12 protein-coding genes are annotated in these 14,015 nt (G+C 66.7%); 9 read left to right on the forward strand and 3 right to left on the reverse strand.

Going from position 1 to position 14,015, the window contains the following annotated elements:
- The first annotated feature begins 236 nt into the window (after nt 1-236).
- The 3 genes from H8F26_RS14320 (at nt 237) to H8F26_RS14330 (ending at nt 2,907) form a co-directional block, all read left to right on the forward strand.
- On the forward strand, nt 237-881 hold the full coding sequence (locus H8F26_RS14320) for a Crp/Fnr family transcriptional regulator (RefSeq protein WP_197154993.1): 645 nt from the start codon (nt 237-239) through the stop codon (nt 879-881).
- Between the two features lie 83 nt (nt 882-964).
- Nucleotides 965-1,669 (forward strand): response regulator transcription factor, encoded by a 705-nt coding sequence (locus H8F26_RS14325; protein WP_197159232.1) that lies wholly within the window; start codon nt 965-967, stop codon nt 1,667-1,669.
- A gap of 32 nt (nt 1,670-1,701) precedes the next feature.
- Complete coding sequence (locus H8F26_RS14330) at nt 1,702-2,907, forward strand: cell wall metabolism sensor histidine kinase WalK (protein WP_197154995.1); 1,206 nt, start codon at nt 1,702-1,704, stop codon at nt 2,905-2,907.
- 39 nt (nt 2,908-2,946) lie between these two features.
- Here H8F26_RS14330 and H8F26_RS14335 read toward each other — a convergent pair whose 3' ends face one another.
- The gene (locus H8F26_RS14335) at nt 2,947-4,485 is read right to left on the reverse strand and encodes a SulP family inorganic anion transporter (protein ID WP_197154997.1); all 1,539 of its coding nucleotides are present in this window, start codon (nt 4,483-4,485) and stop codon (nt 2,947-2,949) included.
- A 103-nt stretch (nt 4,486-4,588) separates the two neighbouring features.
- Here H8F26_RS14335 and H8F26_RS14340 point away from each other — a divergent pair, with 103 nt between their 5' ends.
- Both H8F26_RS14340 and H8F26_RS20255 read left to right on the forward strand, forming a co-directional pair.
- Nucleotides 4,589-5,065, forward strand: a complete 477-nt coding sequence (locus H8F26_RS14340; protein ID WP_370594627.1) for a Coq4 family protein — start codon at nt 4,589-4,591, stop codon at nt 5,063-5,065.
- Between the two features lie 54 nt (nt 5,066-5,119).
- Nucleotides 5,120-5,284 carry a hypothetical protein gene (locus tag H8F26_RS20255; RefSeq protein WP_370594628.1) on the forward strand — a complete coding sequence of 55 codons (165 nt, stop codon included), beginning with the start codon at nt 5,120-5,122 and terminating at the stop codon, nt 5,282-5,284.
- Between the two features lie 27 nt (nt 5,285-5,311).
- Here H8F26_RS20255 and H8F26_RS14345 read toward each other — a convergent pair whose 3' ends face one another.
- Nucleotides 5,312-7,000: a SulP family inorganic anion transporter gene (locus tag H8F26_RS14345; RefSeq protein WP_197154999.1), complete on the reverse strand. Its 1,689-nt coding sequence runs from the start codon at nt 6,998-7,000 to the stop codon at nt 5,312-5,314.
- Nucleotides 7,001-7,238: 238 nt separating this feature from the next.
- On the opposite strand from H8F26_RS14345, the gene cysK reads away from it, so the two are divergent.
- The 4 genes from cysK (at nt 7,239) to H8F26_RS14365 (ending at nt 12,564) form a co-directional block, all read left to right on the forward strand.
- Complete coding sequence (cysK, locus tag H8F26_RS14350; RefSeq protein ID WP_197155001.1) at nt 7,239-8,216, forward strand: cysteine synthase A; 978 nt, start codon at nt 7,239-7,241, stop codon at nt 8,214-8,216.
- A gap of 459 nt (nt 8,217-8,675) precedes the next feature.
- On the forward strand, nt 8,676-9,140 hold the full coding sequence (locus H8F26_RS14355; protein ID WP_197155003.1) for a CAAD domain-containing protein: 465 nt from the start codon (nt 8,676-8,678) through the stop codon (nt 9,138-9,140).
- A 154-nt stretch (nt 9,141-9,294) separates the two neighbouring features.
- Nucleotides 9,295-9,693, forward strand: a complete 399-nt coding sequence (locus tag H8F26_RS14360; protein WP_197155004.1) for a hypothetical protein — start codon at nt 9,295-9,297, stop codon at nt 9,691-9,693.
- Between the two features lie 81 nt (nt 9,694-9,774).
- Nucleotides 9,775-12,564, forward strand: a complete 2,790-nt coding sequence (locus H8F26_RS14365; RefSeq protein ID WP_197155006.1) for a cation-transporting P-type ATPase — start codon at nt 9,775-9,777, stop codon at nt 12,562-12,564.
- Nucleotides 12,565-12,569: 5 nt separating this feature from the next.
- On the opposite strand, the gene gorA is transcribed toward H8F26_RS14365, so the two are convergent.
- Entirely contained in the window at nt 12,570-13,976 is a 1,407-nt protein-coding gene (gene gorA, locus H8F26_RS14370; protein ID WP_197155008.1) for a glutathione-disulfide reductase, read from the reverse strand.
- Nucleotides 13,977-14,015 lie beyond the last annotated feature (39 nt).

Raw genomic sequence — 14,015 nt, forward strand, 5'->3', positions numbered from 1 at the left:
TTTTGAGCCGGAAATCCACTGATGCCTGTGGAAAACTGGCTCGTGGGTTGGTTTTTCAGCAAACTCCTAACTGGGTTCGAGGTCAATGTTCGGCGTAATGCTTTGCCCAACCCCTGGCCTGAACGACCTGTCCAGGCGCTCTTAGCCTCGACTTAATCAAGGCACTACCTCGTCTTGGTGCTTGGGGCGTGTCGCGCTCCATACAATCGCGTGCAAACCGCCACCCGGCACTCCTCATGGTGTTCACCCCTTCCCCGGAAGCAGGCCGCAGCGATGGCTTCCGGGCTGTGCTGGAGGAGTGCTATCAGAAACGCAGCCTGGTTCATCTCGCTGCCGGCAGCAGTGTGCCGTTACTGCGTCACACCATCTGGCTGGTGGTGCGGGGCATGGTGAAACTCGGTGCGGTATCGATTCACGGCGATGAGTTGTTGCTTGGTCTGGCCGGTCCGAATGAACCCTTCGGCGAGCCACTCACCGATGTGCAGGCCTTCCAGGCGATCACGGTGACCGATACGGACCTGCTCTGCTTCACCTCACAGGACATCCAGAACGATCCTCAGTTGGCCACGGCCATGTTGCGTGCCGTGGCGGCCCGTCAACGCCAGAGTGAGGCGATGCTGGCCCTGCTGGGTCTGCGACGCATCGAGGAGCGGCTGCGCGGCTTCCTCGAGCTGCTGGCTGAGCAGTATGGCCAGCCTTGCCCCCAGGGGCTGCGCCTCAACCTGCGCCTCACCCACCAGGATCTCGCCAGTGCCCTCAGCACCACCCGCGTCACCGTGACGCGCATCCTCGGTGTGCTGCGCGACGAAGGCTGGTTGCAGATCGACGACGAGCGTCGCCTGGTGATCGGCTTCACCCCGTCCCGCAAGATCCGCCCATGACGGCGACCCTGGTCGTGGCACCGTTGGGTGAGGCCGAGCAGTCCACTCTGCTGAACCAGGCTCCCATCACCAACAATGGGGGTATGCCTGCCTCTGTTCTGGTCGTCGAGGATGACGACACCATCCGTGAGACCGTCTGTGAGGCCCTGGCCCTCGAGGGCTATGCCGTGACTGGCTGCAGCAATGGCCGCAAGGCCCTTGATCTCCTCCACTCCGATGCGACGGAGCAGGGGAGCGAAGGATTTGCATTGGTGGTGCTGGACCTGATGCTGCCCGGTCTGGGGGGCCTTGATCTCTGTCGAAAGCTGCGCCAGGTGCACAACCAGACCCCGATTCTGGTGGTGAGCGCGCGCGATTCGGAAACGGATCGGGTGCTGGGCCTCGAGGTGGGAGCTGATGACTACCTTGTCAAGCCGTTTGGCATGCGTGAGCTGGTCGCCCGCTGCCGCGCCCTGATGCGCCGCAGCACCCTGCAGCAGCGGGATGAGCGCCAGATGCTGCAGCACGCCAACCTCTGCCTCTATCCGGAGGAATGCCGGGTTCTGCGCGACGGTCTGGAGGTCAACCTCTCCCGCCGCGAATTCCGGCTGCTGGAGCTGTTCATGCAGCATCCACGCCGGGTCTGGAGCCGCGACAAACTGCTGGAACGTCTCTGGGGATTCGATTATTTCGGTGATCCCAAGACCGTTGATGTCCACATCCGCTGGCTGCGCGAGAAGATCGAAGATGATCCGTCGGCACCGCAGCATGTGCAGACGGTGCGGGGCTTCGGTTATCGCTTCGGCTGAGGCGTGCCGGTGGGGCCGCTTGCGGCCGTGAGATGAACGTTGTGGTCGGATTTGGGCTTGGAGTGGCAGCGGGTCTGCTGGCTGGCTGGTGGTTGGCGGGTTGGTCTCGGCGGCGAGGGCGGGGGCACGCCATACCGTCGCAACGCCCCGGCCGTCGCCAGCTGCTGCGCTGGATTGAGGCGGCACCCCTGGGCTGGATGCTGCTGGATGGGGAGGGTGTGATCCGCACCATCAATCCCCGTGCTGTGCGATTGCTGCAGTTACCAGCGGCTGGTCTCCACCGGGGTGAGCCGCTTCAGGCACTCTGCCGTGCACCGCAGCTGCGCAGCGCCATCGACAGCGCCCGCAGCCAGCAGCGGCTTCAACGGCTGGAATGGCAGCACGGGGAAGAGGATCTGGAGGTGCATGTCCTCCCCGGTGACGATGGCTGGGTGGCGGTGCTGCTGCAGACCCGCCGCTCCCTGGAAGCCCAGCTGGAGCAGCAGGAGCGCTGGGTCAGCGATGTGGCCCACGAGCTCAGGACCCCCCTCACGGCCCTGCTGTTGGTGGGCGACAGCCTCGCTTCCCAGGTGAACAGCCGCCATGCGGTGCTGGTGGAGCGGCTGCAGCGGGAGTTGCTGCGGTTGCAGCAGCTGGTGGGGGATCTGCTGGAGCTTTCGCGGCTGGAGAATGCCCTGCCTGGAGATCCGGGTCGCAGCGATCCGGTCGATCTGGGTGCCCTGGTGGAAAAGGTGTGGGCAGGTCTGCGTCCCCTGGCGGAACAGCGCCGGATCCAGTTGGCCCTGCACCGGGTGCCCCGACAGCCGCCGGAGCCGGAAGGGGAGGATCCGGCCCCGACGGTGGTGTGGGGCGATGGGTCGCGGCTGCATCGGGCCCTGCTCAACCTGCTCGATAACGCCATCCGCTATGCGCCTGATGGCACGGCGGTTCAGGTGGAACTGGTCAGCAGTGGCGACTGGACACTGCTGAGCGTTCGTGATCACGGCCCCGGCCTCAGCGAGCAGGATCTGACCCATCTGTTCGAGCGCTTCTATCGCGGCGATCCCTCCCGGGTGCGCAGCAAACGAACCGGCAGTGGCCTGGGCCTGTCGATCGTGCAGCAGATCGCCGTGACCCAGGGTGGACGGGTCCAGGCCCGCAACCACCCCGGGGGGGGTGCGGTTCTGGAGTTGTGGTTGCCGGAGCGGGGCACACGCCGGCTGGAGCGTCCGTTCAGCGCCTGGCCATCGGGCCGCTAAGGCCGTCAGTCTGGGATGGCAATCCGGCTGTCCAGGTCATCAGTGGGCTCCAGCCAGGTCTCCGCCGCGTCCGCCGGCCTCCTCTGCCATGCCGATCCGGGCGAACAGGTCGGTGCTGGCGGGGTTGAGGTGAATCACCTCCACGGAGCTGCCTCCGAGCTTGATGCGGCGGATCACCTGATCGAGGGCGGTGACTCCGCTCTGATCCCAGATGTGCGCCTCTCCCATATCGATGCTGACCCGGGCCGGATGCTCATGCACATCGAAGCCCTGGCGGAAATAGATGCTGCTCACGAAGAACAGCTGACCCCGCACCGTGTAGATGCGATGGTCGTCGCCGTCGAGGCGACTCTCCACCTCGATCACCTTGGCCACCTTACGGCTGAACAGGATGCCCGCCAGGGCCACACCCGCCAGCAGACCGATGGCCAGGTTGTGGGTGAGCACGGTGATGACCACCGTGAGCACCATCACGGCGGTGTCGCTGCGGGGGATTCGGCGGATTTCGGTGATCGAGCGCAGATTGGCGGTGTTGATCGCGATCATGATCATCACGCCTACCAGGGTGGCCATGGGGATCTGATTCACCCACTCGCGGGCCAGCAGGATCATCGCCAGCAGGCTCATGCCCGAGGTGAGGGTGGAGAGCCGGGTGCGGCCGCCATACCCCACGTTCATCACCGACTGGCCCACCAGGGCACAGCCCGGCATGCCGCCGAACAGCGCGCTGACGATATTGCCGATCCCCTGTCCGCGGGCCTCGACGTTCTTGTGGCTGGTCTGGTCGGTGATGTCGTCGAGGATGTCCTGGGTGAGGAAGGTCTCCATCAGCCCCACCAGGGAGATGGCCAGAGCCGTCGGCAGGATCAGCCCGAGGGTGTTGAGGTTGAAGGGCACCTGGGGCAGACCGAAGCTCGGCAGACCCTGGGGCAGGGTGCCGAGCGACGCCACCGTGGGCACATCCAGCTTCAGCTGGATGGCGATCCCCGTGGTGATCAAGATGGCGATCAGGGCCGAGGGAATCACCTTGGTGACCCGTGGCAGCAGATAGATCAGCACCAGGGTGAGCAGGGTCAGGCCCCACACCGCCGGCAACTGGGCGGGCTGCACCGTCACCACCTCGGGGTGGAAGGCGTCGAGGCCGAGCTGGGGGAGCTGGGCCAGCAGGATCAGGATCGCCAGGGCATTGACGAAACCAGCCATGACCGGCTGGGGCACGAAGCGCATCTGATGGGCCAGGCGCAGATAGCCCCAGGCGATCTGCAGCAGGCCCGTGAGGATGCCGGCGGCCAGCAGAAACTGCAGCCCCAGGCCCGCCCCCAGGGCATCGCCCTGCTGCACCAGGCCGGTCATCAGCAGGGCCGTGGAGCCGGTGGCCGAGGTGATCATCGCCATGCGGCCGCCCACGATCGCCAGGGTGACCGCCAGGCAGAAGGCACCGAACAGGCCCACACTGGGATCGACCCCGGCGATGCCGGAGAAGGCGATCGCCTCGGGGATCATGGCAAAGGCCACCACCAGGCCGGAGAGGACGTCGCGGTGGGGCTGCTGCCACCACTCGCGCAGCGGGACTTGCATCAGGAGTTTGGGTATCTGTTGGCTGGCTGTCCAGCGTCGCAGGCGCCCACCGGTCAGCGTTGCCAGAGGTGGGGCGATGCTGGATCAAGGCGCGCGTCCAGGGATGGCTCGATTCGGTGAACTGCTCAGGGCCGCCAACAACCTCAAATTGCTGGCGGCGATCGGCCGCAGTGGCGGCGACCTGGGTTCGGTGGCGGATCTGGTCGACAACATGCTCGACACACCGCAGATGGAGGCCTGCATCGGCCGCTTTCGCAGCGTCCCTGGCGGCGCCGCGATGATGGATGCCCGATACCCGCCCCTGCAGCCGGATCTGGATCGGCTGATCCAGCTGCCGGAGGGAAGCCTGGGCCGCAGCTACGCCCAGCTGATTCGTCAGCTCGACTACGACCCTGAATTCTTCCGGCCCAGGCCCACGGGAACCCAGGCCCACTGGTTGACCCAGCGCATCGCCACCACCCACGATATCCACCATGTGGTGAGTGGATTCGGCACGGTTTCCGAAGGGGAAAGTGGGGTGCTGGCGATCACCGCCTGTCAGATCGGCTTTCCCGCCTACGTGCTGCTCACCACAGCCTGACAACTGGCCACCTTCCGCTTCCAGACCGAGCGCCTGCCGCGACTGAGCGCGGCTGTGGCGCACGGCATGGCGATGGCTCGGCAGGCGAGTTGCCTGGCCGTGGCCCACTGGGAAGAGGGCTGGCACAGGCCGGTGGCCGATTGGCGGGAGGAGCTGGGGATCCTCGAACCCGCCGATGGTGAGCCCTATGGACTGACCCCAGCAGTACCCGCCGCCTGAGCCGAGCCCCGCAGAATCTCCCTGCGTTCAGACGAGACCCGCAACCGCTCGCTCGAGCGCCTCATGACGACTGATCTCGAGGTGATCCGCCGGCAGCTTGGCGTAGAGACCAAGCCTCTCGAGCCGCTTGCGGGTGGTGCCGTTGGCCCCCACCACAAACACCTGCCGACCTTTCTCCAGGGCCTCCTCCACCGCGTTTTCAACGGCGAGGGCTGCGGTGACCCCCAGGTGGGACACCTCCGTGAGGTCAAACACGATGGCCTGGCAACTGCCGATGGCGTTGTGCTCCCGGTCGATCGCCTTGGCCACCCCGAAGATCATGGCGCCGGTCAGCTGGAACAGCAGCACCTTGCCGTTGCCCCGATCCAGCAGGGCCTTCTCCTCACTGGGCAGATTGAGCTCGCCGTCGGCGGTGCTGACGGATTTCACCTGCTTCGACTGGAGCGAACTCATCCGGTCGATGGTGAGGATGTTGGCGATGAACACGCCGATGCCCACGGCCGCGATCAGATCGACCAGCACGGTGAGGCCGATCACCAGATACATGATCAGGGCGCCCTTGATCGAGATCCGATGGGCGCGCTTGAGGAAGCTCCAGTCGACGATGTCGACACCCACTTTCAGGGCGATGCCGGCCAGCACCGCCTGGGGGATCTGGGCCGCCAGGCGCGTGCCCGCCAGGATCACCAGCATCAGCACCAGGGCGCGGGTGATGCCCGAAAGGGCGCTGCGGCCACCGGCCTGGATGTTCACCACCGTGCCCATGGTGGCGCCGGCACCGGCGATGCCGCCGAACAGGCCCGAGACGAGGTTGCCGAGGCCCTGGCCGATCAGCTCCTTGTTCGAATCGCTCTCGGTGCGGGTGATGCTGTCGGCGATCACCGCCGTGAGCAGGGCATCGATACAGCCCAGCATCCCGAGCACGGCGCCGTTGACGAGCATCGTCTCCAGCTGGGGCAGGGAGAAGTAGGGCAGCTGCAGCTTCGGAAAACCGGAGGCGATCTCGCCGATCCGGCGGATCTCTTCACCATCGCCGCCGCCACTCAGCAGCGAGAGGGACAGGAGCGTGCCCAGGATCAGGGCGATCAGCTGGGGCGGTGCAATCGTCTTGACCTTCGATGGCGTCAGCCAGAGGATCGCCAGGGTGATCACCGCCAGGATCACTTCGGTGGGCCGGGCGCTGGTGATCAGGCCCGGCAGGGCATTCAAGGTGCCGAGCACCCCACCTTTGGGAATCGCCTGCCCCAGAAAGGGACCGATCTGAAGAATGATCAGGATGAAGCCGATCCCGGACATGAAGCCCGAGATCACGGTGTACGGCATCATCGTGACGTAACGGCCCAGCTTCAGGAAGCCGAACAGGATCTGGAACAGACCCGCCAGCATCACCACGGTGAAGGCCATGGCCAGGCCGTGTTCCGGATTCTGGGAGGTGAGTTTGGCAATCACCGCCGTCATCACCACTGTCATCGGACCGGTGGGCTCCGAGATCAGGGTGGGGGTGCCGCCGAACAGGGCGGCGAACAGGCCAACCAGCACGGCCCCCCAGAGGCCTGCGGCGGCACCAGCTCCGGAGGCGACACCGAAGGCCAGGGCCATGGGAAGGGCGATCACCGCGGCGGTGACGCCACCGAACAGGTCCCCCTTGATGTGCTGGGAGCTGATCCGGTTGAACACTGCCGAGGGCGAGAACGCCGGCGCAGCGGGAGGCGACATGGAGATGCAGACAAGGGAAATGTTCCGAAGGCACAGCGTCAGATGCTTGCCCGATACAGGCCGCCGGAGTGACGCGAACCTTAGGGATGAGGCTCCGTTCGCGTGGGCTCATCCGGAAACCGGGCCATCGCTCTTCACAAAGACACTGTCCATATGGCCTGTTTTCCCAGGGTTTTGCTCCTGCTGAAGGCATCCGAAAAGGGGCTGCCTAGGGTGCCAGCGGATTTGGTACCGGCGGATGAGCCCGATCTATACCGACAACAGCCTCAGCATCGGCAATACCCCGATGGTGCAGCTCAACCGGGTCACGGCCGGTTGCGGGGCGAGGGTTCTCGCCAAGATCGAGGGGCGCAATCCCGCCTATTCGGTGAAGTGCCGCATCGGTGCGGCCATGATCTGGCAGGCCGAGCAGGCCGGACGGCTGGGTCAGGGCAAGGAACTGATCGAACCCACCAGCGGTAACACCGGCATCGCCCTGGCCTTTGTGGCGGCCTCGCGCGGTATTCCCCTGACGCTCACCATGCCGGAAACCATGAGCCTGGAGCGGCGCAAGCTGCTTACGGCCTATGGCGCCCGTTTGATGCTCACCGAGGGGCGGCTGGGCATGGGCGGGGCGATCGGGGCTGCCAAGGAGCTGGCCGAGTCTGATCCGGATCGCTACGTGCTGCTGCAGCAGTTCAGTAATCCCGCCAATCCCCAGATTCACCACGACACCACGGGCCCCGAGATCTGGAACGACGCTGATGGCGAGGTGGACGTTCTGGTGGCGGGGGTCGGCACCGGCGGCACGATCTCCGGCGTGAGCCGCTACATCAAGACCACTCTGGGCCAGCCGTTGGTCTCGGTGGCGGTGGAGCCGGTCAACAGTCCGGTGATCAGCCAGGCGAAGGCCAACCTGCCGCTGCAGCCCGGATCCCACAAGATCCAGGGCATCGGGGCCGGTTTCCTGCCCGACAACCTGGATCTGGATCTGGTCGATCGCGTCGAAACCGTGAGCGACGACGAGGCCATGGGCATGGCGCGCCGTCTGATGTGCGAGGAGGGCATCCTGGCCGGCATTTCCTGCGGAGCGGCCACCGTGGCAGCCTTGCGGCTGGCGCGGGAGGAGGCTTTCGCCGGCAGGACGATCGTGGTGGTGCTTCCCGATTCCGGTGAGCGCTATCTCAGTTCGGCCCTCTTCGAAGGCGTGTTCAACGAGCGTGGCCTGGCGGTCTGAACCAACCCGTGTTGACACCGATGAAGGGTGCGGGAGAGGCCTTGTATAAGGGGAGGATCCGTCGCAGCCGAAGGTCCGATGCCGGAGAACGACTCCCCAGCTGGTATCCCAGCCGAAGCGCAACCTGTCGAAGCGCAACCAGCTGAAGCGCAACCAGTTGAAGAGCAACCAGTTGATGCTCAGCCAGAAGCTTTTCATCCACCAGCCGAGTCGTCTGAGCCAGCGCAGTCAGCTCCCTCTGAGCCCGAGATGCACCAGCCTTCAGCGGGTGTGCCAGGGACTGTCGCTGAGCCGGTGCCGTCAGCGGAGCCGTCGCCGGAGCCTGTCGCTGAGCTGCAGTCCGGTTCTGAGCTGAAGGCCCCTCTGCTCGAGAACCCTGTTGCGGCCATCGCGTCAGCGCCCGAAGCCGCCAGAGAGGGGGATGTTCACGTTGAGGTCATGCCTGGGACGGCTGTCCCGGTGGCGAGCCCTGCCCCCGCCCCCGTTCTGGAGGATCTGCCTGAGAAGCCTGTGGTGCAGGCCATCCATCCTGTGATTCCGGTGGCTGAGCCCGCGCCCCTGGCCCCGCGGCCAGCGCAGCCAGCAGGGGCAGCGGCCGAAACCTCTGCCGCAGAGGCCCTGCGGTTGCCGCTCCAGTTTCTCAATCAGGTGCTGGGCAAGCTTGGAGCATCCCAGCTGAAGTCCTTCGAGGATCTGCTGCCGGTGGCGCGGCTGCTGCTCCTGGCCGTGGTGGCCGGTGTGGCGCTCAAGCTCACGGGTGCCACCTTGCAGGCCATCGATGAGTTGCCCTTGATTGGTGGCCTGCTGGAGCTGGTCGGTCTGGTGGCTGTGCTTAATTTTCTCGCCCGCAACGCCCTGCGGCAGCAGAAGCGCGCCGAGCTGCTCAGCCGCATCCACCAGATCCGCAAGGATCTGCTGGGTTAGGCCTGGTCACGACGGATTTCGGTCAGAACCGGCCTGGTCTGGAGCGGCTTCAGTCGATCACGGCTTCCGTAACGGCATGGCACCGCCTGGGTCGCGGAGCTGACGGCCGCTCCTACCCTCCCAACAAACCGATTGTTCCGTCTGCAGCCGAGGCATGAGCCATCTCCGCGAGATCATGCAGCGCCTCAATGCAAAGGCGCCTTCTCCAGCCACGCCGCCGGCCCAGCTGGAGGGGCACCTGACTGCCTACGAACGGCAGCTGCACGACTGCAGCGATTCGATGCTCCAATACGAGGCGGTCTGGCTGGAAGAGCATCTGCAGGGTCTGGATCTCTGTGCCAGCAAGCCAGAGATGCGCGCGGCGGCCGGCGGTGCCGCCCATGTGGCCCTGCTGCGCCAGGAGAGTGAACGCTTCATCAGCCTGCTGCACGCTGAGATGGAGCGCCGCGAGCTTCAGCCGGCTCGGCATCGGGCTGCCGTGGTTCCCACCGAGCACGCCTGGGAACTGACCAATCCAGCGATCCGCCAGGCCTGGGGCATCGACGTCTCCTGAGCTTCAAAAAGGCACTGCCCGCCAGCACTGACGCCGTGAGTCTGGCGATCCACTCTTGGATCACCCTGCCGCTCAGCCTTCGTGCTGCTCTCCGCCGCCCAGCCGATCTGGTCGCTCCCGCAGAGCGAGGTGTGCGACGCCCTGCAGACCACCCCGACCGGGCTGAGCAGCGCCGAGGCTCTGCGGCGACTGGAGCGCTTCGGGCCCAACAGTCTGCCGGCCCTGCGTCGCCGCTCCCTCTGGCTGCGGTTCGTGGATCAGCTGGTGCATTTCATGGCCCTGTTGCTCTGGATCGCCGGCGGCCTGGCCTTTGTTGCAGGGACCCCGGCCCTCGGCTGGGCGATCTGGGCCGTGGTGCTGATCAACGGGGCGTTCTCCTTCTGGCAGGAATTCCAGGCTGAACGCACCCTGGCTGCCCTGACGCGCGCCCTGCCCCGCCAAGTGCAGGTGTGGCGCGATGGTCAGCTGCAGACCTGCCAGGCCGATCAGCTCGTTCCAGGCGATCGGGTCGCCCTGGAGGAAGGCGATCAGGTGCCGGCGGATGGGCGCCTGCTCGAATCGATCCGGCTTTATCTGGATGTGTCGGTTCTGACCGGCGAATCCCTGCCGGTGGCCCGTCAGGCCGAAACGCTGCCGCCGGAGCGCAGTGACCATCCGATCCCCACGCGCGAGCGCTCCAATCTGGTGCTGGCCGGCACCACCGTGACCGCCGGCCGTGGCATCGCCGTGGTCTATGCCACCGGCGCCGAGACCGAGTTCGGTCAGGTGGCCCACCTCACGGCCAGCACCGAACGCAGCCCCAGCACCCTCGAACGGCAGGTGGCCCGCATCGTGCGGGTGATCACCACGATCGCGGTCTCGATGGGGCTGCTCGTGTTCGGTCTCAGCCTCGTGTTTGTCGGCATGGGGCCCTTGGAGGGCCTGGTGTTCGCCGTGGGGATCCTGGTGGCGAATGTGCCGGAGGGACTGCTCCCCAGCGTCACCCTCGCCCTGGCCCTGAACGTGCGCCGCATGGCCCAGCGCAACGCGTTGGTGCGGCGTCTGTCGGCGATCGAAACGCTCGGGTCGGTGAGCGTGATCTGCAGCGACAAGACCGGCACCCTCACCTGCAATCGCATGGCAGTGCAGGACACCTGGCTGCCGAACCCGGACCCGCTGCTGCACAACTGGTTGCTGGTCTGGTCGTGCCTGTGTTCCAACGCCCATCTCGAGCTGGCCCCGGCCCGGCATGTGGTGGGCGATCCCACCGAGGCGGCCCTGCTGGTGGCGGCCGATGCGGCCGGACTGAACCCCGAGCGGTTGCCCCAGCTCCATCCCCGCCGCCAGGAGATTCCGTTTGATTCGCACCGCCGTCGCATGAGCGTGGTGGTGGAGGCGGGCCCGGGCTGGCAGTCCGGTGGAAAGGGCTGGGGCTGGCTGGAGTCCCAGGCTCTGGTCATCACCAAGGGGGCGCCGCTGGAAGTGCTCGACCATTGCGTGTCGGGCATGGCTGCGGCGGGTCCGATCCCCTTGCTGGAGCCCGAGCGTCGCCGCATCCGCGAGGCCAATGACCGGCTGGCGAGCCAGGGCTACCGGGTGATCGCCGTGGCGATACGGCTGCTGCCCCACGATGGCGGGTCCGGCACGGATGCCAGTGAGGCTGTGGAGCAGCAGCAGGTGTTCGTGGGGTTGCTGGGGTTGTACGACCCCCCACGGCCGGAGGTGCCCGAGGCGATCCGGCGCTGCCGCGAGGCCGGCATCAAGGTCACCATGGTGACGGGCGACTACGGCGTGACCGCCCAGGCCATCGCCCAGCAGATCGGCCTGCTTGAGCCCAGCGCCGTCCGTCAGGCGGATCCGGTGCGGGTGATCGAGGGTGACGCCCTGGCCCGGATCAGTGATGTGCAGCTGCGCCAGCTGCTCAAATTCCGCACCCGCCTGGTGTTTGCCCGGATGGCTCCAGAGCAGAAGCTACGGCTGGTGCAGGCCTATCGCGCCCTCGGGGAGGTGGTGGCCGTGACCGGCGACGGTGTCAACGATGCCCCGGCCCTGCGAGCCGCCGATGTGGGCCTGGCGATGGGATGCAATGGCACCGATGTCGCCCGGGAAGCGGCGGACATCGTTCTGCTGGACGACAACTTCGCCACGATCATCGAGGCGATCCGCTACGGGCGGGCCGTGGTGAGCAACATCGGCAAATTTCTCACCTACATCCTCGCCTCCAACGTGCCGGAGATCCTGCCGTTCCTGGCGATGGTGGCGCTGCGCATCCCCGCGGCCCTCACGGTGCTGCAGATCCTGGCGGTGGATCTGGGCACCGATCTGCTGCCGGCCCTGGGTCTGGGGGCGGAGCCACCGGAGGCCGGTGGCATGCGCCGACCACCGCGGAAGCGGGATACGCCGTTGCTGAGCGGAGCCCTGTTGCTGCGGGCCTACCTGTTCCTCGGCTTGATCGAGGCCGTGCTGGCCATGGGGGGCTATCTGCTGGTGTGGCAGGGGGCGGGCTTTGATCTGGCGGCGCTGCGGCAGCTGGCGCCGGCCCTGTTGCATCGCAGTGCTCCAGCCGAGTTGCTCTGGTTGCAGCGGCAGGCCTCCGCCGTGGCCTTCTGCCTGATCGTGTTCTCCCAGGTGGGTGTGTTGCTGGCCTGCCGCAGGGAGCGGAGCAGCGGCTGGTCGCTGCCGGCCTGGCGGGACAATCCCCTGCTCTGGATTGGGGTCATGGCCGAGCTGGCCCTCACCGCCGCCTTGATCCTGACGCCGGCCCTGGCGGAGTTGTTCGCCATGGCCCCCTTCCCTGCCGCCTGGCTGCCCTGGATGCTGGTGGCGCCGGTGACCATCCTGCTAGCGGATGATCTGCGCAAGGGTCTGCTGCCGCTGCAGCGTGCCGGTTGACAGGCTCAGTTGGCCATGGTCACGAATTCTTCAGACACGCTGGGGTGCAGGGCCATGGTTCGGTCGAAGTCCGCCTTGGTGGCTCCCATGCCGATCGCAATGGCGGCCATCTGGATGATCTCGGCGGCGTGCTCACCCACCATCTGAACCCCCAGGACCCTGTCGGTGGCCGCCTCCACCACCAGCTTGAGCAGCACCCGCGGACCTCGAGCGGGCAGGGCCTGGGCCATGGGGCGGAACCGGGCCCGATGCACCCGCAGGCCCTCAGGGCCGCAGCGGGCGATCGCCTCCTCTTCGCTCAGGCCCACCGTGGCCAGTTCCGGCTGACTGAATACGGCACTGGCCACTAGGTCATGGTTCACCTGCCTGGGTTTGCCGCCATACACCGAGTCGGCGAAGGCGCGCCCCTCATCCACCGCCACCGGGGTGAGGTTGATCACGTCGGTGGCATCTCCCACCGCGTAGATATGGGGCACGTTGGTGGCCTGGTTTCTGTCCACCGGGATGCGCCGGCCGTTGTCTGTGGCCACGCCGGCCGCATCCAGGTGCAGAGGCTCCAGATAGGGATGGCGGCCGGTGGCCAGCAACACCCCACCACAGGCGATCTGTTCGCCGCTCTGGGTGGTCACCACCAGGGCCCCCGGCTCTCCTGCGATCTGGGCGGGGCTGTGGGCGAAGCGGATGTCGATGCCGCCCGCTTCCATGCCCTCCTGCACGGCGTGGGCGGCCTCCAGATCAAAGCCGCGCAGCAGGTGATCACCGCGCACCAGCTGGGTCACCTGGACGCCGAGCCCATTGAGGATGCAGGCGAATTCGCAGGCGATGAAGCCCGCACCCACAATCACGACCCGTTCCGGCAAGGATTCGAGCAGGAACAGGTCGTCGCTCACCCAGCAATGCTCGGCCCCCTGGATCAGCGGGCGGGTGGGTCGGCCCCCCACGGCGATCAGGATCCGTTCACCGCGCAGGATGCGGGGCGGGCTGCCGGGGGCCGGATCCGATTCCGAGGACTGGTCACGGAGGGTGGCTGGTGTTGCCGTCACTGCCACGCTGCGGGAATCGAGGAAGTGGCCCCAGCCACGTACCAGCTCCACCCCCGCCTTCTCGAGCAGGCCGATGTGCAACTGGTTGAGCCGATCCACTTCGGCGCGCACGTTGGCGAGCAGGGTGCCGGCGTCGTGGCGCACCTCTCCCATCGACCAGCCGTAGCTGGCCGCATCGGCCAGCAGGTGCTTGTAGGCGGAGCCGTAGACCAGCAGTTTCTTGGGCACGCAGCCGCGGATCACGCAGGTGCCGCCCACCCGATCCCCCTCCACGATCGCCACGCGGGCGCCGTAGGAGGCGGCACGCTTGGCGGCGGCCAGGCCGCCGGAGCCGGCACCGAGCACGATCAGATCGAAGTGGTCGCTCATGGCCGGGGAGCTCTCGATGCCTATCGCTGGGCCTCAAGC

Origin of the sequence: Synechococcus sp. CBW1006 (assembly GCF_015840525.1) — a bacterium.
Classification (GTDB): domain Bacteria; phylum Cyanobacteriota; class Cyanobacteriia; order PCC-6307; family Cyanobiaceae; genus CBW1002.